Source organism: Vibrio sp. L85 (assembly GCF_963871815.1).
In the GTDB taxonomy this organism is placed as follows: domain Bacteria; phylum Pseudomonadota; class Gammaproteobacteria; order Enterobacterales; family Vibrionaceae; genus Vibrio; species Vibrio harveyi.
In genome coordinates this window covers 1-25,968 of sequence record NZ_CAWMYL010000112.1, presented here as the reverse complement: position 1 = coordinate 25,968, position 25,968 = coordinate 1, and the positions used below count along the sequence as shown (strand labels likewise).

Below are 25,968 nucleotides of genomic sequence, written 5' to 3'. Positions count from 1 at the left end.
TTGTGACCTCTCTGTCTAAACACGCCATGCAACCGAATAGCGTCCGCTTGTGCCAAGGTTGCGAATTGCCTGTCGATATCGTCGATCTACCTAATGGCAAAAATGCACATTGTCCACGTTGTGGTACTCAGCTCTATCGTGGTGGTAGTCCTAGCCTATCTGGTAATCTCGCTATCGCTGTTACTTGTATTCTACTTTTTATACCTTCGCACTTTTTTAACTTCATCAGTATTCGGCTATTCGGTGTGATGATTCCGGCGACACTGCCATCTGGAATGATAACGTTATTTCAAGAGGGCTTCGTCCTCCTTTCTATCCTCATTCTTTTTTGTAGTTCTCTTGCCCCACTTATTGTGTGCAGTTCTGTTGTAACGGCACATTGGTCGTTACATAAACGTTGGTTTAAAGGGCTTCGCGTTTCATTATGGTTAATCCAACACCTAAAACATTGGGTAATGTTGGATGTGTTCCTTGTGAGCATCGCAATCTCTTGTTTTAAGCTGCAAGATTACTCCGATATTTTTGTTGGACCGGGCTTAATTGGTCTTGTTCTATTACAAGTTTTTACGGTTCTGTTGATCTCTCGCATTAGTGTTCGTCGTTATTGGGAAGCATGGCAACCTGAAAACAGTTACGACTTCGAACACAAAGATGTGCATTGTCACGAGTGCCACTTATCGCAACCTGAAGGCGAAAACTGCCATCGTTGCCATCACGCGCTTTACCACCGTAAACCAAATTCTATCCAAAAAACGTGGGCATATTTAATTGCAGCGACGATTGCGATCTTCCCTGCCAACTTGATTCCGATTTCAATTTTGCTGACAAACGGTAAGCGCTTGGAAGACACAATTTTTTCAGGCGTGGCAGGCTTAGTTAAAAACGGTATGTACGGTATCGCGGTTATCATTTTTGTTGCCAGTATCGTCGTTCCTGTGGCTAAGATTCTCGGTCTGACTTACATCTTGTTATGTATCAAATTCAAACGTTCGGTGTTTAGAAGACAACGAATGATGGTTTACTTTGCAGTAAAATGGATCGGCAAATGGTCAGTGATGGATTTGTTTGTTATTTCTATCATGATGACGTTGGTCGATCGTGGACAAATTCTCGACTTCACACCGGGTTATGGCGCTGTTGCGTTTGGTCTGGTGGTCGTTTTAACAATGCTTGCGGCGGAGAGCATTGACCCAAGGCTTATTTGGGACCAAGCCCCAACACAATCAGAAAAAGAGTCAATTAATGAGTGATCAGAACAGTTCTCAAACGTCATATGTGCCAGATGTAAAGAGGAGTAAAGGTATTTCTCCCCTTTGGTTGTTGCCGATTTTGACTATGGTCTTAGCTGGCTGGCTTGTTGTGAAATCAATTCATGACGCAGGACAGCGTGTACAAATCTATTTTTCCGATGCTGCGGGTTTGGTCGCTGGACGAACCACTATCCGCTATCAAGGTTTAGAAGTGGGAATGGTGCGCGACATTAACCTGTCTGAAGATTTAGGCAGCATTTATGTCGACGCTGATATCTACCCTGAAGCGACGAAACTGCTGAACGATAAAACGCGTTTCTGGTTAGTAAAACCAACAGCAAGTTTAACCGGCGTGTCTGGTCTTGATGCGTTAGTTTCTGGTAACTACATTTCTATCCAGCCAGGTGATGGTGAACAGTTTGAAACCACTTTTCATGCTTTGGAATCGGCTCCTACCGACTTACGAGTCACTCAAGGTCTGAACATTAAGTTGAAAAGCCGAGACTTGGGCGGCGTTTCTATTGGCTCGCAAATCGTCTACAAAAAGATTCCGATTGGTGAAGTGTTCAGCTATCAACTGAATGATGATGCGAAGTCCATAACCATTCAAGCCAATATACAAGAGCAGTATCAGCACCTGATTAATAGCCGCAGCCGTTTTTGGAACGTAAGTGGAATTGGTGCAAGCATCGGTTTTGAAGGTGTTGATGTTCGTCTAGAAAGTATGAGCGCCCTACTTGGTGGCGCTATTGCTGTTGACTCGCCAGATGATGGCGAACCCGTTGAAGAGAATACCGAATTCCGTCTTTATAAAGACCTTAAAACTGCGGGGCGCGGTATTCCAATCAAAATCGCGCTTCCTGATGACAACAAAATTAGCGGCGAAGGCGCGCCTATCATGTACCGCGGGATTGAAGTAGGACAAATCACCGATTTAAGCCTATCTGAAGGTCGTGAAGTGATTTTAGCGTCTGCTGCAATCCAACCTGCTTTCAGTGACATGTTGACTTCTGGCACACGTTTTGTTCTTGAAGAAGCAAAAGTTTCCCTTTCTGGTGTTGAGAATATCGCAAACCTTGTCCGCGGAAACTTTTTAACCATCGTCCCGGGTGAAGGTGAAAGATCTCGACGATTTACTGCCATTCGCCAGAATGTATTTAATCAGCAACAGCAGAAGTCGATTGCAATTCGCCTCGTTTCTGATAACTCCTTTGGCTTAGACAGCGGTGCAAACGTACTTTACAAAGGCATTGTCGTTGGCTCGATCATTAAAGTCGGTTTGCTTGATGAAAAACAAGCGCAAGCGGCAAAGCATGAAGTGTTCATGGATGTCCTTATCGACAATGAGTACAAGCATCTAATAAAATCGAACAACCGTTTCTACGTGACAGGCAGTGCTTCTGCAGAACTTACAGAGTCAGGATTGAGTGTCACAGTACCTCCAGCTAAGCAGCTTCTCACTGGTTCAATCAGCTTCGTTAGCCAAGGACAAGAACAAATCCAGAAAGAATACCAATTGTTCCAGAGCGCTTCTCTAGCGGAGCTTGCACAGTACAATCAATCTGGCTCTAAGACGCTGACTCTCTTTGCATCTGAGTTACCACCGATTTCTAAAGGTAGCCCTCTGCTCTACCGCAATTTGCCAGTTGGCAGCGTATCTGATTTCAATCTGGTCGATGGTGGCGTGATCGTCAAAGCAACCATTGAAAATCGATACGCGCACTTACTCAGTGAACAGACGGTATTTTGGAACCGTTCTGGTGTAGAGATTGATGCCTCTCTTGCTGGTATCACCGTCAAAGCTCACCCTCTTAAAACTTTGATCAAAGGTGGTATTGCTTTTGACTCCATTCCGGGCATTGAGAATAAAGTGGGTCAACGTTGGAAGCTATACAACGATCAGAACCAAGCACGTAAGTTTGGTCGAGTTATCGCGTTAGAAACCGATGGCAGTCAAGAAGTAACCAAAGGTATGCCAATTAAATATCAAGGTGTTAAGGTCGGTGAAGTTACTCTAGTCGTTCCAAACTTTCGTCGTGAAATGGTGGAAGTCACCGCGCGCATTCTTCCTGAATATGTCGACAATATCGCCGTTACCGGGTCACACTTCTGGCTAACGGAACCTGAAATTGGGCTGGGTGGCGTGAAGAACTTAGGCGCGTTAGTATCAAAATCCATCAGTGTTGAACCTGGTAATGGCGCCGCGAAATTCAAGTTTGATTTAGCGAAAAGCCAGCAAGCACAACAAGGAGTGTCATTCACACTGCAAAGTGAGCAACGTGGTTCAGTTCAAGTTGGAACCCCTATCCTATATCGACAAATGGAAGTAGGCAGTGTAACGAGTGTCAGCTTGGGTGAGTTTGCTGATCGAGTGGTAACAAAAATCGAGATAAAGCCCGCATATGCATACCTTGTTCGTCAAAACAGTGTGTTCTGGAATGTCTCAGGCGTAGATGTCTCTATTGGTCTAGGAGGCGCAAACATCAAAGCAGGTACATTTGACAGCTTAGTTCGTGGCGGCATTGCTTTCTCAACCCCTGAGCAATCACAAATTCCACCAGCGGCAAAACAAGGGCAATCTTTCTACTTATACCCTCAAGCAGAAGAGAGTTGGACTCAGTGGCGCACTGCTATTCCAAAACCATAGTGCTTTTAGAGAAAATTATCGACGTAAAGAGCAGCAATCGCTGCTCTTTTTTATTGCTCAAACCTTGCTGGCTATTCGTTTCTGATCCGCTTTCGTATATTATTTGCGGCAAATTCTGCACTCGAGACTTCACTTTGCATTCTAACGTTTACATCCCAGAAGCTTTTCTGGAAAAAATCCAAACTATTCTCCCTGCTCACCTCAACATGGAAGACTTTATCGCGTCGTGCCAAAAGCCATTACGCAAAAGTATTCGTGTTAATACGTTGAAGATCAGCGTAGAAGCGTTTTTGGAACGTGCAGAATCAAAAGGCTGGACGCTTTCTCCGGTTCCTTGGTGTGATACGGGTTTTTGGATCGAAGCGGATGAATCGGTTGTTGTCCCACTAGGTAACACTGCTGAGCACATGTCAGGGCTATTTTATATTCAAGAAGCAAGCTCAATGATGCCTGTCTCTGCCCTGTTCATGGATGATGAATCCTACGACGCGGTTCTCGATACCGCAGCTGCCCCTGGTTCTAAAACAACGCAAATTGCTGCGTTGATGAACAACGAAGGCGTTTTGGTCGCGAATGAATACGCCGCGAGTCGTGTAAAAGTACTTCATGCCAACATAGAGCGTTGTGGCGTGCGAAATGCGGCGCTAAGTAACTTCGATGGTCGTGTGTTTGGTGGCTGGCTCCCAGAACAATTTGACGCGGTTCTATTGGATGCGCCATGTTCTGGTGAAGGTACGATTCGAAAAGACGAAGACGCAATGAAGAACTGGACGCAAGCGTCGGTGATTGAAATTGCAGACACACAAAAAGATCTGATTGAAAGTGCTTTCCACGCTCTTAAGCCAGGTGGCGTGATGGTTTATTCAACCTGTACGTTGAGTACCGAAGAGAACCAACAGGTTTGCCATCACCTTAAAGAAACTTTTGGTGACGCAGTTCAGTTCGAGAGCTTAAAAGATCTGTTTGAAAATGCAGAAGCGGCGTTAACAGAAGAAGGCTTCTTACATATCTTCCCTCAGGTTTATGACTGTGAAGGCTTCTTCGTAGCTAGAATTCGTAAGCTTGCAGCAGTAGAAGCGCCACAAGTAAAAAAACGTATGGGTAAATTCCCATTTGTAAAAGCGTCTAACAAAGAATCAGCAGAAATCGCTAAGCAGTTACAAAACACGATGGGCATCGAACTACCAGATGACAGCACGGTTTGGATCCGCGATAAAGACGTTTGGCTTTTCCCTGACGCGCTAGAACCTATGATTGGCGAATTACGCTTTTCGCGTATGGGCATTAAAATCGCCGAAGCGCACAAAAACGGTTACCGCTGGCAACATCAAGTGGCAACTGCCCTAGCAACTGGTAACGAGAAAAACGCAATTGAGTTAACGATTGAAGAAGCTCGAGAATGGTACATGGGTCGCGATGTTCGCCCGCAAAACATTCCAACAGATATGAAAACGGGTAAAGGCGAAGTGCTCGTGAAGTACGAAGGCGCGATTATTGGCCTTGGAAAATGGGTAAGTAACCGCGTTAAAAATGGTCTTCCACGTGAATTAGTGCGAGATAAGAACTTATTTTAGTAGCAAAGTGAAATACTATAAATAAATGAAAAGCCATCGTATTTACGATGGCTTTTTGGTTCTAAAGCATGATTGGAACTGGGTTCACTAGCGATCCGAGTGCCCTGTACTAAACTGAATGTATCAAAGCATCGCTTTGAAACGGCATTTCTCTCTATGTTTAACCGACAATATGTGTTGGTCAAAAAGTTTAGCGCAGGCTCTATAAAGGAGCCGTTTCCCCTAGGCCCAAAATAAGGACGAGTTTGGGCCATTTTTTTGACTGATGCATTCCCTATATGAGCTATGCCCAAGTGACTTCAAGATGCAGGATTCAGAGCGTTGTCATTGATTCGAGAGTAAGGAAAACAACGCAGTGTAATAGCCAGCTCTTTCCAAGTTGTTTGACGCAGCAATCGGGTCAATGACACGCTCCCAAAGGGCGAGCTGCCTTGGCTTGTATACTTTGTTGCCGATTCTTGATTTAGAATGACTAGATCTTTAAATCGCCGCCGCGTCTACAAACCAAGTCATTCTCGCTGAACCTAACATCTCGAGGTTACTTGGGTATAATTACCCAAAAGGAAAAACTCACTAGTCCACCAGCCAACACTATTTTCATCAGTTGTGAATCTGTTTACTCGGCTAAACGGATACCGTCTTTTTCAATAACGATCTTACCTGCTTTGTACAAGCCACCAATGGTTTTCTTGTAAGTACCTTTACTGGTGCGGAACGCTTCAAAAATCGCTTCAGGAGAAGATTTATCGTTTAGAGGCAAGAAGCCGCCTTTCTTTTCTAGTAACTCAATCACTTTACTAGAAAGATCATCCATCTTCGCTACGCCAACTTTTTGTAGCGCTAGATCAATCTTGCCATCTTCACGAACTAGCTTAATGTAACCTTTCAGCTTCTTACCAATAAACAGCTTACCGAACACATCCGATGGGAAGATCATGCCCCAGTGTTCGCCGTTCACGATGGCTTTATAACCAAGTTGGCTACGCTCTGCGATAATCAGATCAACTTGCTCATTCACTTCGTAGTTAGCCGGCGTTTTATCTAGCCATTTATTGAACTTAGTTGTACCTACAATACGACCAGATGCCTTATCTGTATAAACGTAAACTAGGATGTTTTGACCTGCAGTAAAGCGAGCGCGTTGCTCACTGAATGGGATAAGAAGGTCTTTTTCTTTAATACCCCAGTTTACGAACGCACCAGTCTTATTGATGCCTTCGATCTTCATTAGTCCCCATTCGCCGACTTGAGCGATTGGTTTATCAATGGTCGCAGCTAGCTGACTTTCTGAATCAAAGTAAAGAAATACATCTAGGTGCGCGCCAAGTTCTGTACCTTCAGGTACATACTTATTAGGCAGCAATACAGAACCGTAGTCTTCGCCATCCAGAAACACGCCAAAATCAGCCGTTTTAATGACTTCTAAGCTGTTAATTTGACCAATTTTAATCATCGAATTTGTCTCTTTTTAAATTTACAGGGAATTATACCCAAACTAACAAGAAAATCAGAGAGAAAAGCAAACCTCTCTGTTATGCTGTGTTAGTTCAACAATTTATCCTAGTCCGATCTTAAGTTAATTCAATTAACGGGCGCTTATGGGTATAGGATGCTTTAGCAAAATCAGGAGCTTTCCTTGGTCACTGTCGACAAACAAGACTCGGTAACTTTGAAAATTAGCCATGCGTTGGCAAAGAGTAAAACGCTCGACCTTGATATCTATATTTTCATCCCTGGTGAGTTAGGTTTAAATTCCGACATCATCAGTGAGTCTGAGTTCTACTACACTTCGATCACGCAAAAACGATCTTATTACAGTACTGAAGTACTGCTTCCTTTGGTCCACAGTCGCCTAGCCAAACGTGGACGCTTATCTAACCGTCAGTACCGTGTAAGTTTGAGTTTGTTTGCGTATCAATACGTTATCGCGCTCGACAAAGCCGTTGCCGCGCTAAATAAACATGAGAGTGACAGCGTCACGGCAGAAGAAGTAGATGAAGTCATTGAACTGACGCTCGACATCCTTAAACGTCTTCGCCGTTCGATTCCTTATGAGGAAAACCTTAAGCGCTACTACGTTAACATCGATAATTACTTGTCTTGGTACACAGAGCAAAAATTCCTATCCCTTGTGGCTCACCTGCCTCGTGAAGGAGATTACAGCACGATCAAGGAACGCTTGATTACACTGTGTGAGAAAGAGCAAGCGCACCGAAAGCTAAACAATTACAACTCTGCAAGCGTTGTTGAAGATGTGACTCGTTTATCGAACAAAATGCGTTTGTTAAGACGTTTGATTGAACACCCTATCGTTTTGAGTGAAAAAACGATGTCGATGGGTAATAACATCAAACGAGCGATTAAAGGCATCGCGACAGGTCTGGTGATGGTAGTCGTGACGAGTACCGTTATTCTTGCCCGAGATTACTTAGGAGAGATTTCTGCATCTTTCATCATCGCGATGTCGTTTATCTACGCCCTACGTGAAATCTTTAAAGATGACCTGCGCGACGCTATGTGGCGTTGGATCCGCAAAGGTAAGCCAAAGTGGCGCAAGAAGTACATGGACCCAACAACAAAGAAAGTTGTGGGTCGTAAATTGGAATGGTTAGATTACCGTTCTCTTTCAAGCCTACCTGATCGTATTCAGAACATTCGTAAAAAACGAGTTGTTCAACGGGAAGAACAAATCCTTCACTATCATGCGAAAACAGAGATGGCGACATCATTGTTCTTAAGTGGTTACGAGCAAACTCGTGAGACATTAAACATGAGTTTACGCCCGATTATTCGTTTAATGGACAAAAGCTCGAACCGCGTATATCGATTAAACGAAGGGCAAGTGAGTAAGGAGTCTGTTGAGAAACGCCACTTGCTCAATGTGATTGTCAAAGAAGACAACCACACTGATGAACCTGTTTACTATCGTTGGAAAGTGGTTTTGAACCGTTCGAAGATTGTGTCTATTGAGAAAATAGAATTGAACTAGAACGTCATAAGTCGTTATTGAGAAATTAAGCAGCTTGTTTTTGAGCTGCTTTTTTTATTGAAAGCGTCAAGGAAAACTCCGCCATTGGTTCGTCACCATTAATACTTGGACACAATGCGGTGATCTTAACGTCTCGATTGATACGTTCACCTGTTTCTAGAGTCATACGAAGCATTTCATCAATCAAAGGACCATCGTGACATACAAAATGCACATCGCCTTCAGGGCGTTTTAAAAACTCAGCCGTTACTCCTTTAAATGCCAGAGAAATGCGCTCCCCTTGTTCTTGGGCCTTACTCATCGCAAGAAAACCACCTGCCACATCAGCACCAACGGCAAGCGCGCCAAAATACATGCTGTTAAGATGATTCTTGGTTCTTCTTCTCAGTGGGATTCTAACCTCCACATGTTGATCGTCGATCGCAAGAATTTTCGGGCGGCATAACCAAATGAGCGGAACTTTTGAAAAACCGAATAAGTTGAGATAAAGGTTTGCACGGCGAACAGCAGATAACATTTTGGTCTCCTTACCAAACTAGTCTGACCAGTTAATCAATGAAGCACCAAAATGTCAAAGAATTGTTAATAACAAATCGATCTAGCTACGGAATTTCGCAAACGGTTTCTTTCTATTGAGTTCTAAAGTTGGATATGAAACACCCAGAATACCTAGCCTCCAAGCTTCTTTTTGCAAAAATACGTGTTATCGAATAGAAAAAGTAGTTATAAATTCAAACGACTATGTATTGATCTCCTTAGCGGTTTTTGTCATTTATACATAACTATCATTAATGAATAGCCACAGCATTACATACATTTCGGTATTTAACAGATAAGAATCCCGTGAAACGGTTTATTCCTAACTATAATTCCGTTATCTTTACCGCTTCGCAATAGAGAATAAAGCTATAACATGCCTATAAAAACAGATGAATTGAGAACCCAACCTTTGGGTCCAATGCCGACACCCGCAGAGCTAGGCAGCGTACATCCAATCACTGATGATGTAGCTGATCGCATCGCTCAATCTCGTCGTCAAATTGAAAAGATTTTAACTGGTGAGGATGACCGTATCCTTGCTATCGTTGGTCCGTGTTCTGTGCACGACACTGAAGCGGCAATCGACTACGCAACTCGCCTTGCGAATATCCAAGATAAGTACAAAGACGAGCTATTTATCGTAATGCGTACTTACTTTGAAAAACCTCGTACTGTTGTTGGTTGGAAAGGTCTTATCACTGACCCTAACCTAGATGGCTCATACGCACTTGAAGCGGGTCTTCATAAAGCACGTAAACTGCTACTGGATATCAACAAGCTTGGTCTTGCTACAGCTACTGAGTTTCTTGATATGATCACTGGTCAGTACATTGCAGATCTGATTACGTGGGGGGCAATTGGCGCTCGTACGACTGAGTCTCAAATCCACCGTGAGATGGCCTCTGCTTTATCTTGTCCAGTAGGCTTCAAGAACGGTACTAACGGTAACGTAAAAATCGCAATTGATGCGATTCGTGCGTCTAAAGCATCACACTATTTCTACTCTCCAGATAAGAATGGGCGTATGACGGTATACCGCACTAGTGGTAACCCTTATGGTCACATCATTCTTCGTGGTGGTGAGAAAGGTCCTAACTTTGATGAAGCGTCTGTAAAACAAGCGTGTGATGCACTTGCTGAATTCGACTTACCACAACGTTTGATTGTAGACTTCAGTCATGCGAACTGTCAGAAGCAACACCGTAAACAAATTGATGTTGCACAAGACATTTGTGAACAAATTAAATCAGGCAGCACTCGCATTGCGGGTATCATGGCAGAGAGCTTCATTATTGAAGGCAATCAGCCAATGACTGATATTAACAACCTAACTTACGGTCAGTCGATTACTGACCCATGTCTAGGTTGGGATGATACTGAAACGATGCTAGACATGCTGGCAGCCGCAGTAAAATCCAGTAAGTAATTTCCCTATAACAAGATAATCAAGGAATCTTCATGCCATCGTTTGATATTGTTTCAGAAATCGATACCGTTGAACTACGTAACGCGGTTGATAACGCTAACCGTGAACTGTCTACTCGTTTCGATTTCCGCAATGTGAATGCGAGCTTTGAGCTAGTAGAAGAAAATGTAAAAGTGTCAGCAGAAGGCGAGTTCCAGCTAAAGCAAATGCGTGACATCCTACGTAGCCACTTGGCGAAGCGTAACATTGATGCGAACGCTATGGATGCAAAAAATCCAGAAGCGACTGGTAAGAACTGGCACCAAAATATTGCGTTCCGCCAAGGTATCGATACGCCTACCGCGAAAAAGCTAGTTAAACTAATCAAAGACGCGAAGCTTAAAGTTCAAGCATCTATCCAAGGCGACAAACTGCGCGTAACGGGTAAGAAGCGTGACGATCTGCAAGCAGCGATTGCAACGATCCGTGAAGCTGAGATGGGTATCCCATTCCAGTACAACAACTTCCGTGATTAATTGCGCTCTCCTACTCTCTTAATGTAGAGAATGAGAACAGTGGAATAAAAAACGCCGGCGAGATATTCGTCGGCGTTTTTGTATGTGTTGTGAGTAATCTAAGCGTCTATTTTTGATAACTAATTTAGATAACGAACTTGTATCTAGATAACAAAGCTTAGATTACCAAGTCTTGCCCTTGCAGAAGTGAAAACTCACTTGTTCCATAAGGAACGAAGATACAAACACGAAGCTTCTCTTCTTTGGCTTTTCTGAGCATATCTGAGAGCTCTGTTGCACTCGAAAATGCCTCACGCTCCGCATCTCTTCTTACTAACTCCATCACATTTGCTTCGCATTTGGTTGAGTGAAGCGCTAACTCCGCCTGCTGCATGTAGCGCACGGCTTTAATAGGCAGCATTTCAACGTCTTTACCTACCTGAATCCAAGTGCAGCTTCCTGTCTCGTCTAATGGCTTAGTCATGGTTTCTTGATAGATGGTTTCCAGCTCACGGTTATCACGTGCATTTTCCACCTCGGGGTGCGAAAAGTAGTTCTCCCAAAATTTACGACGCAAATCGACACTTGGTAATGCCTCTTTAATAGAGTTACGTTTTGAGTTGGCGAACTCTGCCATCAGTCCCATATTTTGCGGCAGGATGGCTTCTAGCTTTTCACGGATGTTTCGGATCAATACTGGAGATGCACCGCCACTCGAGATGGCAATTTGAATACGACCGCGGTTAATCATCGAAGGCGTAATGAAATCACAATAAGGTTTGTCATCGACGACGTTTACTAAAATACCTAACTCTTTTGCGTCTTTATACACTTGATGGTTAAGCTCCGGGTTATCCGTTGTCGCCCATACTTGAATGAATGAGTTAGTGACAATGTCACTTGAATAAAAACGTTGAATCCATCGCACTTGCTGCTCTTGAGCAAGCTTATCAAGAAAGTCGACAAGGCTTGGGGAGACAATCGTGACGTCTGCTCCGGCTTTGAGCAATGCTTCCACTTTGCGGCTTGCTACTTCACCGCCACCAACAACCAATACTGGTTTATTTACTAAATCTAAGAACAGAGGAAAATATCGCATTTCAATCCATGATCACTTCAAATAACTGTCTAAATTCATGCTACCAAAAATGGGGCAACCACTTCACCTTGTTTCGGCTTCACAAATAATTTTTGTTCAAATTTTCGGCTGACATAGCCACCCTACACTAATGACACTTTTAATAACAAACTTTTATCCTTCTGTTTTAATCACTCTTTTATCGATTGTTCTGATGCACCAATCTGACAATTAGTTGCGCTATTTACAAACAATTAACATTTCGTCATCCTAAATCGCAAGGCGCTTTGTGACTTCTCTCCAAAACTCTTTTTAAATTATATATTTGAGAATTAGCAAATCCTTTCCTACGCTTATAACTGATTGATTTAGCGATTGCCGTTTCTTCGAAAATCAATCATGTAGGACGAAAACACTAACGAATTGGACACGTTGTATCAGGTCGCTCCTGATTAAACATGGATCATACAGGAAGGATACAAATGGCAAACAAACTAACAGTTCTTGCTTCCGTCGTAGCGGCTTCTACTGCAATGATGGCTACCTCAGCTCAAGCAGCAGACACTACTCTGGACAAAGTCACGAAACAAGGCTTCCTTACTTGTGGCGTAAGTAGCGGTCTACCTGGTTTCTCAAACCCTAACTCAAAAGGTGAATGGGAAGGTATCGACGTAGAATATTGCCAAGCACTGGCTGCAGCCGTTCTTGGGGATAAAACAAAAGTTAAATATGTCCCCCTAACCGCGAAAGAACGATTCACTGCGCTTCAATCGGGTGAAATCGATGTGCTTTCACGTAACACCACCTGGACTCTACACCGTGATACGGCTCTTGGTCTGAACTTTGTTGGCGTAAACTATTACGACGGTCAAGGTTTCATGGTTAAGAAAGATCTTGGTGTTTCAAGTGCGAAGGAACTTGATGGCGCATCAGTCTGTGTGCAGTCAGGTACCACTACCGAGCTTAACCTTGCGGACTACTTCCGTAACCAAGGTATGGCGTATAAACCTGTAGTATTTGATACGGCAGCGCAAACCTCTAAAGGTTTTGATGCTGGTCGTTGTGACGTACTAACGACAGACCAATCTGGTTTGTATGCGCTACGTCTGAACTTGAAAGACCCTTCTTCAGCTAACGTTCTTCCTGAAATCATCTCTAAAGAGCCTCTAGGTCCTGTTGTACGTCAAGGTGACGATCAATGGTTCAATATTGCGAAATGGACTCTGTTTGCGATGGTGAACGCAGAAGAATACGGCATTACCTCTAAAAATGCCGATGAGATGTTGAAGTCAAAAGATCCAAACATCAAACGTATTCTTGGCGTAGATGGTCCGAAGGGGAAAGGTTTAGGCATTCGCGACGATTGGGGCTACCAAGTGATCAAGCAAGTTGGTAACTACGGCGAAAGCTTTGAGCGTACGGTTGGTACAGGTTCGCCTCTGAAGATTTCTCGTGGTGTGAACGCACTTTGGAATGCGGGCGGTTTCATGTACGCACCACCAATCCGCTAATACAACGATTATCACAGGGCGGTTTATGCCGCCCTTTTTCGTGAGTGAATCTATAAATAAGGGTTTGAGGTTATCGCTGTATGAAACCGACGAATGATACATCGCCAAGTACGATGTCCAAACCAAGCGGAAGTAAGAGCCTGATTTATAATCCAGCTTTTCGTTCCGCTATTTTCCAGATCATTGCCGTAGCTGCACTGGTATTTTTCTTTTACACAATCATTAATAATGCACTGACGAACCTTGATGCCCGTGGTATCGCAACAGGTTTTGGTTTTCTTAATCAAGAAGCAGGCTTTGGTATTGGTCTGACTCTTATCGAATACGACGAAACGTTTTCTTATGGGCGTACTTTCGTCGTTGGTCTACTCAATACGGCGCTGGTTTCAGTGTTAGGTATTGTCCTAGCAACCGTTATTGGTTTTGTTATGGGTATCGCTCGTCTCTCATCAAACTGGTTGGTGAGCCGATTAGCAGCGGTATATATTGAAACTTTCCGAAATATCCCACTACTTCTGCAAATCTTTTTCTGGTATTTCGCGGTTCTTCAAGCTCTACCATCACCAAGGCAAAGTATGAGCCTTGGCGAAGCTATCTTTTTGAATGTACGCGGGCTGTATTTCCCTGCACCTGTCATGGAGGCTGGTAGTAGCTTCGTCGTCGCGGCACTAGTCATAGGTATCATCGCAAGCATTTTGATCAATGTATGGGCGAACAACAAGCAACGTTTAACAGGTCAACAAACTCCGATGGGTCGCATCGTATTTGGCTTAGTAATCGCGCTTCCTTTAGTGGTTTACTTCCTTGCTGGCATGCCAATTTCTTTGCAGTACCCAGAATTAAAAGGTTTTAACTTCAGAGGTGGTATCAGTATCATTCCTGAACTGGCTGCACTTCTACTTGCGTTAAGCGTCTATACTGCATCGTTTATCGCAGAGATTGTACGCTCTGGTATTAACGCTGTGAGTCATGGTCAAACTGAAGCAGCAATGTCGCTTGGTTTACCACGCACAAAAACTCTGAAGCTGGTCGTGATCCCTCAGGCATTACGTATCATCATCCCTCCCCTTACTAGCCAATACCTGAACCTAACCAAGAACTCTTCCCTGGCAATGGCGATTGGTTACCCAGATTTGGTTTCTGTGTTCGCAGGAACTACGCTGAACCAAACTGGACAAGCGATCGAAATTATCGCGATGACCATGGGCGTTTACTTGACGTTGAGTTTAATCACTTCTGCGTTAATGAACTTGTATAACCGTAAAGTTGCGCTGGTGGAGAGATAATATGAGTACACATCAATTTCAGCCTGATCTCCCGCCGCCAGCAAACACTGTTGGTGTCGTAGGTTGGCTACGCAAAAATCTATTCAATGGACCAATCAACTCCATCGTGACGTTGATTCTGGCTTATATCGTATTTTCTGCTCTTTGGAACATTGTTGATTGGGCGTTTATCAATGCAGACTGGGTTGGCACAACGAGAGACGACTGTACACGTGAAGGCGCATGTTGGGTCTTTATTAGCGTCCGTTGGGAACAGTTCATGTATGGCTTCTATCCGGAAGCGGAACTCTGGCGCCCTCGCCTGTTCTACATCACATTGGCGATCTTTACTGTGCTACTTGCTTATGAGAAAACGCCAAAACGCATTTGGATTTGGTTGTTCTTCGTAAACATTTACCCATTCATTATCGCAGCCTTGCTTTATGGCGGAGTATTCGGTCTTGAAGTGGTTGAAACGCACAAATGGGGTGGTCTACTAGTAACCTTGATCATTGCACTCGTTGGTATCGTCGTCTCCCTTCCAATCGGTGTTGCGCTTGCCCTGGGTCGACGTTCAGATATGCCAATCATCCGCAGTATCTGTACTGTATACATCGAAGTGTGGCGTGGTGTCCCACTCATTACTGTACTGTTCATGGCATCAGTGATGTTACCTCTGTTCTTGGCTCAAGGCTCAGAAACTGACAAGCTAATCCGTGCACTTATCGGGGTGGTTATGTTCAGTGCGGCTTACATGGCAGAGGTGGTACGTGGCGGCTTGCAAGCGATCCCGAAAGGACAATATGAAGCGGCAGACGCCCTCGGTCTTACCTATTGGAAGAAGATGGGACTAATCATTTTGCCACAGGCGCTTAAGATCACTATCCCTTCTATTGTGAACACTTTTATCGGTCTCTTTAAAGACACCAGCCTTGTGCTTATTATTGGTATGTTTGACGTACTGGGCATTGGACAAGCTGCGAATACCGACCCTGAATGGCTAGGCTTCGCAACAGAAAGTTATGTATTTGTCGCGTTAGTGTTTTGGGTATTTTGTTTTGGCATGTCACGTTACTCGATATGGCTTGAAAACAAATTGCATACCGGTCACAAACGATAACTCATCAAGATCAAGGACGTATTATGACGCAACAACAAGATTATATGATCCAGTTGAAGGACATGAATAAGTGGTATGGTGAGTTTCACGTACTAAAGAACATCAATCTAGACGTTAAGAAAGGCGAAAAAATCGTTATCTGTGGACCATCCGGATCTGGTAAATCGACCATGATTCGCTGTATCAACCGTCTGGAAGAGCATCAAGCTGGCAGCATCTATGTGTCGGGTACTGAACTTACAGAAGACCTGAAAAACATTGAGGCAGTTCGTCGTGAAGTGGGCATGTGCTTCCAGCACTTTAACCTTTTCCCTCATCTAACGGTTTTGGAGAATTGTACGCTTGCCCCTATCTGGGTGAAGAAAATGCCAAAAGAAGAAGCCGAAGCCATCGCAATGCAGTACTTAGAGCGCGTTAAGATCCCCGATCAAGCGGACAAGTATCCGGGGCAGCTCTCCGGTGGTCAGCAGCAACGTGTAGCCATTGCTCGCTCTTTGTGTATGAGCCCTAAAGTGATGCTGTTTGATGAACCAACTTCTGCACTGGACCCAGAAATGGTGCGTGAAGTACTGGATGTAATGGTAGAACTGGCGGAAGAAGGCATGACCATGCTATGTGTAACGCACGAGATGGGCTTTGCAAAAGAAGTCGCCGACCGAGTCATCTTTATGGACGCGGGGGAAATCATCGAAGAAAACAATCCTGTCGATTTCTTTGAGAACCCGCAATCGGATCGTACACAGAACTTCTTGGCTCAGATCCTTCACCATTAAACGCATTCTGAACACCGAGATAACCGACAAAGCGCTGAACTCAATATCAGCGCTTTTTCTTTACTCTCATACTGGCAAACAGACCATGTTACGAAAGTCCAGTTGATTCAACGCGTTGTAAATTTGCGCAACGTTACAACATTCTGCGTGAACTGGTCTTCAGAGCTTTGAATAATAAGCCTTTCTCCGCTAGGCAAGGCGGTAATATTGTGTTACAAGTTGCCACATACATAACACATTATTTCTATTATTATTTTGTTCTAGATGTACATGTGGCGGGCTTGATTTTTTGAACTATCGGGCCCATATATGTCTATATATTAAAGATAAGACAGTCCCTTATAGAGGAAGATTATGAACAGTCCTATGTTTTCTCGCACTACTACTCAAGAGAGTGCTCTACAAACCAACAAAGTATTGCGTAATACATATGCACTACTTTCTATGACTCTACTATGGTCAGCACTGGTTGCTGGCGTATCGATGGCGTTTAACCTACCACGTCCAGGTATCATCCTAATGTTGGTCGGTTTCTACGGTCTACTATTCCTGACTGAAAAGAACCGTAACAACAGCATGGGTCTTGTATTTACATTCCTATTTACGGGTTTCTTAGGTTACACCATCGGTCCAATTCTAAACATGTACATCGGTGCTGGCATGGGCGACGTTGTGCTAACAGCACTTGGCGGTACTGCTCTGTCATTCATGGCAGCTTCTGCTTACGCACTGACAACTAAGCGTGACCTATCTATGATGGGTGGTCTAATGCTGTCACTGTTCGTTGTTCTAGTTGTGGGTATGATTGCGAGTATCTTCATCCAATCTACTATCCTGCACCTAGCAATGAGCAGCTTGTTTATTGTTTTCTCTACCATGGCAATCCTGATGACTACTCAAGGCATCATCCGTGGCGGCGAAACAAACTACATCTCTGCGACAATTACGCTGTATGTTTCAATCTACAACATCTTCATCAGCCTACTAAGCATTCTAGGTATCATGAACGACGACTAAACCGTCAGATTGAATTGAAGCTCCAAAAAGCCCGAAGTTGTACTTCGGGCTTTTTCTTTGCATCTTACCTTGTGGATGTTACCTTCCTTTTTACACCGCCCCTCAAACAACAAATTGAATACTCATGCAAAAATAGAAATACTCACCCCGAGAATTTTCTAACAACCTGCATAGGTTTACATTTTCTTGCATAATTCGAAAGGTGTAAGCTTAACGATTGTCTCCCACAGTTTAATATTTTGAATCGTATGAATTTAATTCGCTCAGTCGACTCAACAGATTCTTTTGTTGAGCACAAGCCAGCCTCTACGCTACCCTATACTTATCAATGGTTACTTAGCGGAAATAGAGCTATGTTCGTTTATAACGGCAAAGAAATTGAAACTGATGCTCAAGGCTACCTACTTGACCACACACAGTGGGAAGAAGGCATGATTGAGCTTCTAGCAAAAGAAGAAGAAATTGAACTGACAGAGGCGCATTTGGAAGTGGTTCACTTCGTGCGTGATTTCTATGAAGAGTTCAACACATCACCAGCTGTAAGAATGCTGGTTAAAGCGATGGAAAAAGCGCATGGTCCAGAGAAAGGAAACAGCAAGTATCTGTTCAAACTTTTCAAGAAAGGTCCCGCAAAGCAAGCGACTAAGCTAGCTGGTTTGCCAAAACCTGCTAAATGCTTATAAACCGCCCGCCTCAACGCCACGTCGACAAGCCCAGCGTGTGAAGCAGTTGCTTATCGAGTTATTGCGCTTGGAGCTATAAGATCTTAAATCCGCGGAAAGGCTTATAAGACACACTCTCTTGAGTGACACTGTCAACCGTTGCCGTCCGCGGACCATCTTCCAACCACTTAGAAAACGCCGCGATTTGTTCATCGGTGCCGCAAGCAATCACCTCAACATCCCCATTATTTAAGTTCTTCGCGTACCCGGTTAAACCCAGTTTCAAGCCTTGATGTGATGTGTGGTATCGAAATCCTACACCTTGTACGTGACCTACTATCAGAAACTTCTCACACTTTAGTACCATCCGTATACCGCTCCCTAAATTTGAGTGATATATTATTTCCGTCTATTTACCCCACTAAGGATAGTGGGTTTTTATATGGTTATAATAATTATGAAAGAAATTCCTTTCCGTTGGATTGACAAATATCTCATCCATTTAAAGATTCAAGAAAAGTTCTACCTACTCTTCTTGCTCCCTCTCATCGCATTAGTCATCCTAACTCTCGTTTTGAACAGTGCCGCAGACTCACTCATTACTGACTTATATCAGGAAGAGTTGATGTTAATGAAAGGTCTTATCGAGGCAGGCAATCTCTCGCAATCTCAAGTTGCTAGCCTGATCTCAAGTTCAGATACGATTGCTTTCGGTACAGGTCCAGAAGCTGTTTCTGTTATGAATGGGGCTTTTAGTCTCGTTGCTAACCACGAACAGTCGCTATGGACAGCACTATCTACAACGCAAGTAAGCATTATTCTTATCACTTTGTTTATCATTGCAATGGGCGTTTACTACATCATGACGTTCATCGGTGGTGCGATGTTCACAATGAACAAAGCACTAAACACATTGGCAAACGGTGATTTAACTGCTCGTATGAACTTTTTCCCTGTTCGTGACGAGTTTAGTGAGATTGCTATTACGATCGATAAAGTTGCCGATCGTGAACAAAAGATGGTTCAGTCGATTCAGGAGTCTGTGGCGCTTATGCAGCAAATCAGCTCAGATCTAAACCTATCTATTCAAAACAGTTCTGAAATCTCTAACACGCAACAAGAGCACTTGAATTCGCTGGCAAGCGCAACAGAGGAAATGGCATCAACCATTCGCGAAGTAGCAACACTGGCTCATGACTCAAGCACTCAAACTGATGATGCTCGCAGCGTCGCTCAATCAGGTCAGGTGAAAGTGGAAAACACGCTTCACTCTATCTCTAACCTTTCCACCGAGATCCAATCAGCATCTCAAGCGGTAGAAGAGTTAGATGCAAACGCAGCGCAGATTGATGAAGTGGTAACAACCATCAACGGTATCTCTGAACAAACGAACCTTCTTGCGCTTAACGCAGCCATTGAAGCGGCGCGTGCTGGTGAACAAGGCCGTGGTTTCGCAGTCGTAGCCGACGAAGTTCGTGCTCTTGCTGGCAGGACTCAACAAGCAACCGTCGAAATTCAAGCAATGATTGAAGCGCTACAACGTAACAGTCAATCATTAACTAAGTTGATGGAAGTAACAGTTCACAATGCGAATGAAGGTCAAACTCTAATGGCCGAAGTGAATCAAGAGATTGGCTCACTTGCAGACAAGAACCAAACTATTTCTGACAGCAGTGTTCAAATCGCTACGGCAGCTGAAGAACAAGGCGTAGTGGCTGACAACATTGCATCGAGTGTTGAAGAGATCCGCATTCAAGCTAACAATGTATGTACGATGATCAGCACCACATCTCAGAATGTCGAGCAGCTTCGTGCCCAAAGTGACACTATGGAATCACTGCTGACTGGCTTGAAAGCTTAATCACATACACTAATAGCTAGGGTCACTTCGGTGGCCCTTTTTTGCGCCTGGAAAACCCGTCCGTTATTCCACTCACAAGTTTATAATTAAAGCCTCTACAAATGATTGGATTGTCGATGGATATTGCTTTTGCGGGCAACATCCCGGACAATACGCCCCTTTCAAAATTCAACAAGAGCTAAAGAAATGACAGCTGCTATCTATTTGGTTAAAGGTCGTGAGAAATCGGTTAAGCGTAAGCACCCATGGATCTTCTCTCGAGGCATCAGTAAAGTTGAGGGCGAACCTGCTCTTGGCGAAACCGTTGATGTATTTACTCACGACGGGAAATGGCTAGCTAAAGCGGCATATTCTCCAGCTTCTCAAATTCGTGCTCGTATTTGGAGCTTTGAAAAAGAAGAGATCAACAAAGCATTCTTCGTTAAGCGCTTCAACAACGCTCAGCTTCTTCGTGAAGACGTTATCGACCGCGACGGTCTTACTGGCTACCGCCTTATCGCAGCAGAGTCTGATGGTATGCCAGGTGTTACGATCGACCGTTACCAAAACTTCTTTGTGTGTCAACTTCTAAGTGCAGGTGCAGAATACAACAAACAAGCTATTGTTGACGCGTTAGTTGAGTGTTTCCCTGGTTGTAACGTTTACGAGCGTTCTGACGTCGCGGTACGTAAGAAAGAAGGTCTTAAAGAAACAACCGGCGTATTGCACGGTGAAGAGCCACCAAAATCAGTGGTAATTGAAGAAAACGGCGTGAAGATCAGCGTAGATATCGTTGGTGGTCATAAAACTGGTTTCTACTTAGATCAACGTGATAGCCGTCAACAAGCGATGAAGTACGTGAAAGATAAAGAAGTTCTCAACTGTTTCTCGTACACAGGTGGTTTTGGTCTGTACGCGCTAAAAGGTGGCGCAAAACGTGTTATTAACGCCGATGTATCACAACCTGCTCTCGACACAGCAAAATTCAATGCAGAGCTGAATGAGTTTGATATCTCTAAGAAACGTGCTGTATTCCTAAACGCCGATGTGTTCAAACTGCTACGTGAATACCGTGACCAAGGTACGAAGTTCGACGTTGTTATCATGGATCCACCGAAATTTGCTGAAAGCAAAGCACAACTAAATGGCGCGTGTCGTGGCTACAAGGACATCAACATGTTGGCCATGCAAATTCTAAACCCTGGTGGCACGCTACTTACCTATTCTTGCTCTGGTCTGATGGACCAAGTTCTGTTCCAAAAAATTATTGCCGATGCCGCAGTAGATGCAAATCGCCAAGTAAAATTTGTGGAACGTTTCGAACAAGCAGCGGATCACCCTACTGATACCGCTTACCCAGAAGGTTTCTACCTAAAAGGCTTTGCGTGTAAGGTCCTTTAATCGCTGGCTATTTTAGATTCAAAAGAAAACGGAGCTTTCGCTCCGTTTTTTTATTCTCTCAATTGCTCAAGATTAGTAATGATACTGTTGGCAATATCTGCAGCCGATGCGCCATCGAAGTTGATATCTAACTGCTGCCCCCCTTTATTAATGGTTAGGGTCGAGTCTCCAGAATCTTCCGTTACAGACAAGGTAATACCATTCACTTGTCCAGAGAAGTCACCAGACTCAAAATCATCAAGCAGCGTCGACATATCGGTACCAGAAACATCATCGAACAAATCTCTAAGTTCGAGTTTGTCGCCTTCCGACGCATCAAAGTCTGTGACTGAATCCACTGCATTATCCATTTGAGTCCAAACAAACACATCACCATCAGCACCACCGGTCAGGATATCATCGTCTAGACCTCCTATGATGATATCTTCCCCCGCATTGCCCGAGATAGTATCTTCTCCTTCCTCTCCAAGTAAGATATCGGCACTAGCTGTACCAACAAGAGTATCATCACTATTACCACCCACTCCTGAAGGCGCGCCTACACTTGAAGTAACAGACACCGTAAGTGCCCCTATATCAAAATCACCGTTTGATGACTCAGTTCGATAAGAAATTCTTGCACTATCTCCATCATCCAAACTATTTGAAGGGATAAATACCAACTGATTATCTACAACGAGTACTTGACCTTTACTTGGATCAACAACTGCGTCAGCCAACGTTAGTGTAGCCGCATTGTCGCTGTTGGTATCGTTTGAAAGTACATCAACCACAATTGGCGTCCCTTCAGGTGTTGATGCTGTGTCATCTACAGCTTCAACAGAGTTTGGCTCCAAATCAAATGAAACGGTTTCTGCTGTAGTATCACCATCGCCGTCAGTCAGTACGTAATCAAAGTCAAACTGAGTAGCAACCGCAATCGATGAAGCAAAGAAGGTGTATTCACCCGTGTTTAAATCAATAACTACAGAGTTTTGACTGTCCACTACAATCGTCACGGTATCTTCAACTGCATCGACAATGGTTGTCGCTCCAGTGTTGTTAGCGTCATCATCCACCGTAATAGTCGTACCATCAAACGTCACCGTAATACCCGTTGCGCCACCATAGTTAAATGACGATACATAGCCGCCATCAGCACCAAAGAACGACGCACTTCCCCCCATAACAGTCGAACCTAAAGCACCAGTTATTGGCGTTACGATCGATTGGATGAGTATCGCTGGAAGGCTATTAATATCCGGAACGATAATTGGGTCGATTTGTTTATCTATTGGATTATTAGCGTCATAAGCAACAGGCTCTAAGAACTGAGTTGCAGCTCCGGTACCAATACCGTAAGCGAGCGCTGTTACGTTATATTGCTCTAGCTGCGCTTCCCAATCCGACTGTTCTGTTGCATCAATCTGATTCCCGGTAGAGCTAGGATTACCATCCGATAGGAAGTAGCTAAGGTTGTTTGCATCCGCAAGTAGCTCAGGATTACCCCAAACATCATCTTCGGCAGCAAGTGCAACGGCATCGTCGTAATCCGTACCGCCACCTGCAGTTAAGCTATTAATCAGTGCGATAGCTTGATCAACATCCATCCAAATTGTTGTTAAATCATTAGGTAAGCTGTTATCTGATGATTCAACACCATCTTCGCCAAGTACATTTGCATTACTACTGAAGGTTGTGATTTGAACTTTAGTATCTCCAAGTAATTGGTATTCTAATAACAAGGCTATCGATGCGCTTTTCAGTACATCAAGACGCGAAGTTACAACATTTGAACTTGAACCAGTAACTGAATCCCACCCCATCGATCCTGATACATCCAGGATCAACTGAACGTTGGAACCTGTTGTTTGCATCGCATTAACGTCTTCAACAACCGTTTCAGCAAATGGAGAGTCATCTTCAATGGCGACCGTAGCAGTTGCAGAGCTAGTAATACCAAGTGCGTTTGACGCAATCACTGGAACTTCTAAATCAATTACGTCTTCGCCACCACTATCCGGATGATCGACTTTTCCTAGTAGCTCTGTCGATAAATTACCAAGATCGTCAACCGACACCTCAATAATTGGCTGACCGCTTGCAGAACCCGTAAGTGTCTTATCGCTGTTTGAGAGCGTCCAAACTAATGCATCTCCATCGCTTGAAATTAGCGTCGTTGGTAAGCCCAATGTGACGGATTCCACAGTTGCTCCCAATGTAAGTGAGCCAGTATCATTCGTGGAATCTGTTGTATCAATAAAACCAGCTAATGCTCCATTGTCGGCATTCGCATCAGGTAAACCTTCTTCAGACACATTAAGTGCTACTGCACCAGAAATGGTTGGTGGGATAGCAGGGTTAACTGCAAATGATCCCGTAACACTGTCTCCATCGGCATCCGTTACTGTGTACTCGAAGTCAATATCACCATCACCAATAGGTTCGCTGAGTGGCTCATATTGGATGAACTCCCACTTGCCTGTGCTCGGTGTAAACTGCACTTCGAACGCAACACCATTATCTGTTGAACCAACTAAACGATTAGGGTTTTGCGCGTCGACGCTGACTGTAATATCGTCTCCACCTGCCGTCTGTAAACCTGATTCCGCACCCGTTAAAGCTGTTACGCCCGGACCATCTGCACCGTATGTAGAACTAATTGTTCCCTCTGCGGATGCGATTGGAATACCACCATCAGAACCGATAAAGGTAATGGATTTAACAGTAAAATCACTATTATCTTCAATATTCGGTCCATTACCGTTATCCGTTGCTTCTAGAATGATCTGATCAAAGCCACCTTGCTGAACACTAAAGTTTGCTGCGAAATCACCACTTTGAGCATCAGAAGTAAAGGTTTGTTGAGCAATTAGCACGCCATCTCGATAGAATGATGCGACCCCTTCTTCTAATTCACCTCCAAACATTTTGGCAAACTCAATTTCCGCACCAAATGCAACTTTATCACCCAAGTCTATGATGAGTTTTTCAGATACACCTTGATTGTTAGCAAAACGGTAATCGACCTCATTATCTAACGGGAAGCCGTTGTCACCTGAGCTTTTAACCCCAATACCATCCGAAGACTGATTGACTTGTGCTGCGCCAAGCGTCACCGATTCATCCGAAATAAAACCTTCGGCCGTTACAACAACGTCACCAAACGTTCTACTGAAAGAATCTGCACCATTACCTGTAAAGCTCACTTGTCCAGTTATAACATCGGGGATATCCAAGTTTGTAACGTCTACTACTGGCACGTTACTTGGTACTGATGGACGGTCATCTTCAACAATAACATTGAGGCTTTCAGACGTTGTGGTTTGACCATCACTGACCGAGATCTGCAAATCAAAGTCAATGATATCCTCAACATCATTCACCGGATGATCGAGTGGTTCAAACAGTGTGATGTTGTAATCCCAAGAACCTTGTCCTGAGACAGCGGGCTCCGTGAGAACAACAGTTGCAACAACAGCTAAACTCGCAGTAGAAGCCGTCAATGTTTGAGTATTGCTGTTCCATGCCCAAGACACAGGCTCTCCACCTGATGTGAGTGTATTTGGACCAGAAAGAACGACTGAAACATTCGCTGTATCCGGGTCTCCAACTGTAAATGACCCTGAGAAGCTGGCTGCATTTGTAGTATCGGTAGGAGAACCCGTGGAATCAGGTATACCATCGGTTAACCCTTCTTCTGAAACAACCGCATCGATAACGTCGGAAATAGCTGGAGGTGCATCATTATCGATAATTGTTGCATTACCGACATCAGAGCCCAATACAGGACCAACGCCTACAACAGAAACACTGAAGTCCTCATCCTGCTCAAACACTGCGTCGTTCAGGGTATCAATTCGAACATCAAATTGAGTCGAGCCTGCTGGTACCGTGACTAAACCATCATTCGGAACTGCAACCCAGCCGGAACCAGTATTATATTCAAGCGTGCCTAGATCACCCACTCCGGTGTCACCAGTGTTAAGAGTAAGCTGAACCTGAACCGCAGCTTCAGACTCGTTAGTGAGCGAGACAACGAAGTTGGCAGTGTCACCTTCGTTAATCGTGCCAGCATCGCTAATAGAAACCGTTGGGCGGTCGTCGTCCGGATCTGGGTCTGGCCCTGTACCGTCATCGACGATGGTTGCGGTACCCGTGTCAGTGCCTTGAACAGGGCCGAGACCGGTCACATCTACCGTGAAGTTCTCTGGACCTTCGTAGACTTCGTCGTCAATCGAAGCGATTCGAACATCGAACTGAGTCATACCAGCAGGAACACTCACCACACCATTAACAGGAACGACTACCCAACCTGAGCCAGTGTTGTATTCGAGAGTGCCGAGGTCACCGGCTTCGGTATCACCAAGGTTAAGGTCGAGCTGAACCTCCACTGGAGCTT

The 25,968-nt window shown here is 44.2% G+C and carries 19 protein-coding genes; 14 read left to right on the top strand and 5 right to left on the bottom strand.

Annotated features, from left to right (window positions below; genetic code table 11):
* The first annotated feature begins 2 nt into the window (after nt 1-2).
* From AACR11_RS11505 to rsmF, 3 genes are all read left to right on the top strand, one after another.
* Entirely contained in the window at nt 3-1,250 is a 1,248-nt protein-coding gene (locus AACR11_RS11505; protein WP_026000329.1) for a paraquat-inducible protein A, read from the top strand.
* Nucleotides 1,243-3,897 (top strand): MlaD family protein, encoded by a 2,655-nt coding sequence (locus AACR11_RS11500; RefSeq protein WP_038898058.1) that lies wholly within the window; start codon nt 1,243-1,245, stop codon nt 3,895-3,897. The genes AACR11_RS11505 and AACR11_RS11500 overlap by 8 nt, the downstream gene beginning before the upstream one ends.
* Before the next feature lie 134 nt (nt 3,898-4,031).
* On the top strand, nt 4,032-5,471 hold the full coding sequence (gene rsmF / locus AACR11_RS11495) for a 16S rRNA (cytosine(1407)-C(5))-methyltransferase RsmF (protein ID WP_079324739.1): 1,440 nt from the start codon (nt 4,032-4,034) through the stop codon (nt 5,469-5,471).
* A 616-nt stretch (nt 5,472-6,087) separates the two neighbouring features.
* Here the strand turns inward: rsmF and AACR11_RS11490 are convergent.
* Nucleotides 6,088-6,924, bottom strand: coding sequence for a CvfB family protein (locus tag AACR11_RS11490; RefSeq protein ID WP_029788162.1), 837 nt, complete (start codon nt 6,922-6,924; stop codon nt 6,088-6,090).
* A 183-nt stretch (nt 6,925-7,107) separates the two neighbouring features.
* On the opposite strand from AACR11_RS11490, the gene AACR11_RS11485 reads away from it, so the two are divergent.
* A complete protein-coding gene (locus AACR11_RS11485) occupies nt 7,108-8,460 on the top strand; it encodes a hypothetical protein (RefSeq protein ID WP_005446794.1) in 1,353 nt (450 codons plus the stop codon).
* A 25-nt stretch (nt 8,461-8,485) separates the two neighbouring features.
* Here the strand turns inward: AACR11_RS11485 and AACR11_RS11480 are convergent, their stop codons facing one another.
* Entirely contained in the window at nt 8,486-8,977 is a 492-nt protein-coding gene (locus tag AACR11_RS11480) for a DUF4442 domain-containing protein (protein ID WP_005446793.1), read from the bottom strand.
* Between the two features lie 396 nt (nt 8,978-9,373).
* Here AACR11_RS11480 and AACR11_RS11475 point away from each other — a divergent pair, with 396 nt between their 5' ends.
* Both AACR11_RS11475 and AACR11_RS11470 read left to right on the top strand, forming a co-directional pair.
* On the top strand, nt 9,374-10,426 hold the full coding sequence (locus AACR11_RS11475) for a 3-deoxy-7-phosphoheptulonate synthase (protein ID WP_005446791.1): 1,053 nt from the start codon (nt 9,374-9,376) through the stop codon (nt 10,424-10,426).
* A 32-nt stretch (nt 10,427-10,458) separates the two neighbouring features.
* Nucleotides 10,459-10,941, top strand: coding sequence for a YajQ family cyclic di-GMP-binding protein (locus AACR11_RS11470; protein WP_029788161.1), 483 nt, complete (start codon nt 10,459-10,461; stop codon nt 10,939-10,941).
* Nucleotides 10,942-11,098: 157 nt separating this feature from the next.
* On the opposite strand, the gene AACR11_RS11465 is transcribed toward AACR11_RS11470, so the two are convergent.
* Entirely contained in the window at nt 11,099-12,019 is a 921-nt protein-coding gene (locus AACR11_RS11465) for a precorrin-2 dehydrogenase/sirohydrochlorin ferrochelatase family protein (protein WP_005446778.1), read from the bottom strand.
* A gap of 461 nt (nt 12,020-12,480) precedes the next feature.
* On the opposite strand from AACR11_RS11465, the gene AACR11_RS11460 reads away from it, so the two are divergent.
* From AACR11_RS11460 to AACR11_RS11435, 6 genes are all read left to right on the top strand, one after another.
* Nucleotides 12,481-13,509, top strand: coding sequence for an amino acid ABC transporter substrate-binding protein (locus AACR11_RS11460; RefSeq protein WP_079324737.1), 1,029 nt, complete (start codon nt 12,481-12,483; stop codon nt 13,507-13,509).
* Nucleotides 13,510-13,589: 80 nt separating this feature from the next.
* Nucleotides 13,590-14,795: an amino acid ABC transporter permease gene (locus tag AACR11_RS11455; RefSeq protein WP_005446776.1), complete on the top strand. Its 1,206-nt coding sequence runs from the start codon at nt 13,590-13,592 to the stop codon at nt 14,793-14,795.
* A gap of 1 nt (nt 14,796) precedes the next feature.
* Nucleotides 14,797-15,894, top strand: coding sequence for an amino acid ABC transporter permease (locus tag AACR11_RS11450; RefSeq protein WP_005443946.1), 1,098 nt, complete (start codon nt 14,797-14,799; stop codon nt 15,892-15,894).
* A 23-nt stretch (nt 15,895-15,917) separates the two neighbouring features.
* Entirely contained in the window at nt 15,918-16,667 is a 750-nt protein-coding gene (locus AACR11_RS11445; protein WP_005443945.1) for an amino acid ABC transporter ATP-binding protein, read from the top strand.
* A 354-nt stretch (nt 16,668-17,021) separates the two neighbouring features.
* Nucleotides 17,022-17,684, top strand: a complete 663-nt coding sequence (locus AACR11_RS11440; protein ID WP_005446774.1) for a Bax inhibitor-1/YccA family protein — start codon at nt 17,022-17,024, stop codon at nt 17,682-17,684.
* A gap of 353 nt (nt 17,685-18,037) precedes the next feature.
* The gene (locus AACR11_RS11435; protein WP_005446773.1) at nt 18,038-18,367 is read left to right on the top strand and encodes a TusE/DsrC/DsvC family sulfur relay protein; all 330 of its coding nucleotides are present in this window, start codon (nt 18,038-18,040) and stop codon (nt 18,365-18,367) included.
* 73 nt (nt 18,368-18,440) lie between these two features.
* Here the strand turns inward: AACR11_RS11435 and yccX are convergent, their stop codons facing one another.
* Nucleotides 18,441-18,713, bottom strand: coding sequence for an acylphosphatase (gene yccX, locus AACR11_RS11430; RefSeq protein WP_005446772.1), 273 nt, complete (start codon nt 18,711-18,713; stop codon nt 18,441-18,443).
* 90 nt (nt 18,714-18,803) lie between these two features.
* On the opposite strand from yccX, the gene AACR11_RS11425 reads away from it, so the two are divergent.
* The gene (locus tag AACR11_RS11425; RefSeq protein ID WP_005446771.1) at nt 18,804-20,207 is read left to right on the top strand and encodes a methyl-accepting chemotaxis protein; all 1,404 of its coding nucleotides are present in this window, start codon (nt 18,804-18,806) and stop codon (nt 20,205-20,207) included.
* 186 nt (nt 20,208-20,393) lie between these two features.
* On the top strand, nt 20,394-21,587 hold the full coding sequence (locus tag AACR11_RS11420) for a class I SAM-dependent methyltransferase (RefSeq protein WP_005446769.1): 1,194 nt from the start codon (nt 20,394-20,396) through the stop codon (nt 21,585-21,587).
* A 50-nt stretch (nt 21,588-21,637) separates the two neighbouring features.
* Here the strand turns inward: AACR11_RS11420 and AACR11_RS11415 are convergent.
* The coding region (locus AACR11_RS11415) for a beta strand repeat-containing protein (RefSeq protein WP_079324735.1) at nt 21,638-25,968 on the bottom strand (4,331 nt) is incomplete at its 5' end.

Bases quoted from the DNA above. Each gene is read 5' to 3' on its own strand.
- AACR11_RS11480 (WP_005446793.1), bottom strand. From the start codon at position 8,977: ATGTTATCTGCTGTTCGCCGTGCAAACCTTTATCTCAACTTATTCGGT.
- AACR11_RS11490 (WP_029788162.1), bottom strand. From the start codon at position 6,924: ATGATTAAAATTGGTCAAATTAACAGCTTAGAAGTCATTAAAACGGCT.
- AACR11_RS11435 (WP_005446773.1), top strand. From the start codon at position 18,038: ATGTTCGTTTATAACGGCAAAGAAATTGAAACTGATGCTCAAGGCTAC.
- AACR11_RS11425 (WP_005446771.1), top strand. From the start codon at position 18,804: ATGAAAGAAATTCCTTTCCGTTGGATTGACAAATATCTCATCCATTTA.
- AACR11_RS11500 (WP_038898058.1), top strand. From the start codon at position 1,243: ATGAGTGATCAGAACAGTTCTCAAACGTCATATGTGCCAGATGTAAAG.
- AACR11_RS11450 (WP_005443946.1), top strand. From the start codon at position 14,797: ATGAGTACACATCAATTTCAGCCTGATCTCCCGCCGCCAGCAAACACT.
- yccX (WP_005446772.1), bottom strand. From the start codon at position 18,713: ATGGTACTAAAGTGTGAGAAGTTTCTGATAGTAGGTCACGTACAAGGT.
- AACR11_RS11460 (WP_079324737.1), top strand. From the start codon at position 12,481: ATGGCAAACAAACTAACAGTTCTTGCTTCCGTCGTAGCGGCTTCTACT.
- AACR11_RS11440 (WP_005446774.1), top strand. From the start codon at position 17,022: ATGAACAGTCCTATGTTTTCTCGCACTACTACTCAAGAGAGTGCTCTA.
- AACR11_RS11445 (WP_005443945.1), top strand. From the start codon at position 15,918: ATGACGCAACAACAAGATTATATGATCCAGTTGAAGGACATGAATAAG.
- AACR11_RS11465 (WP_005446778.1), bottom strand. From the start codon at position 12,019: ATGCGATATTTTCCTCTGTTCTTAGATTTAGTAAATAAACCAGTATTG.
- AACR11_RS11420 (WP_005446769.1), top strand. From the start codon at position 20,394: ATGACAGCTGCTATCTATTTGGTTAAAGGTCGTGAGAAATCGGTTAAG.
- AACR11_RS11470 (WP_029788161.1), top strand. From the start codon at position 10,459: ATGCCATCGTTTGATATTGTTTCAGAAATCGATACCGTTGAACTACGT.
- AACR11_RS11475 (WP_005446791.1), top strand. From the start codon at position 9,374: ATGCCTATAAAAACAGATGAATTGAGAACCCAACCTTTGGGTCCAATG.
- AACR11_RS11455 (WP_005446776.1), top strand. From the start codon at position 13,590: ATGAAACCGACGAATGATACATCGCCAAGTACGATGTCCAAACCAAGC.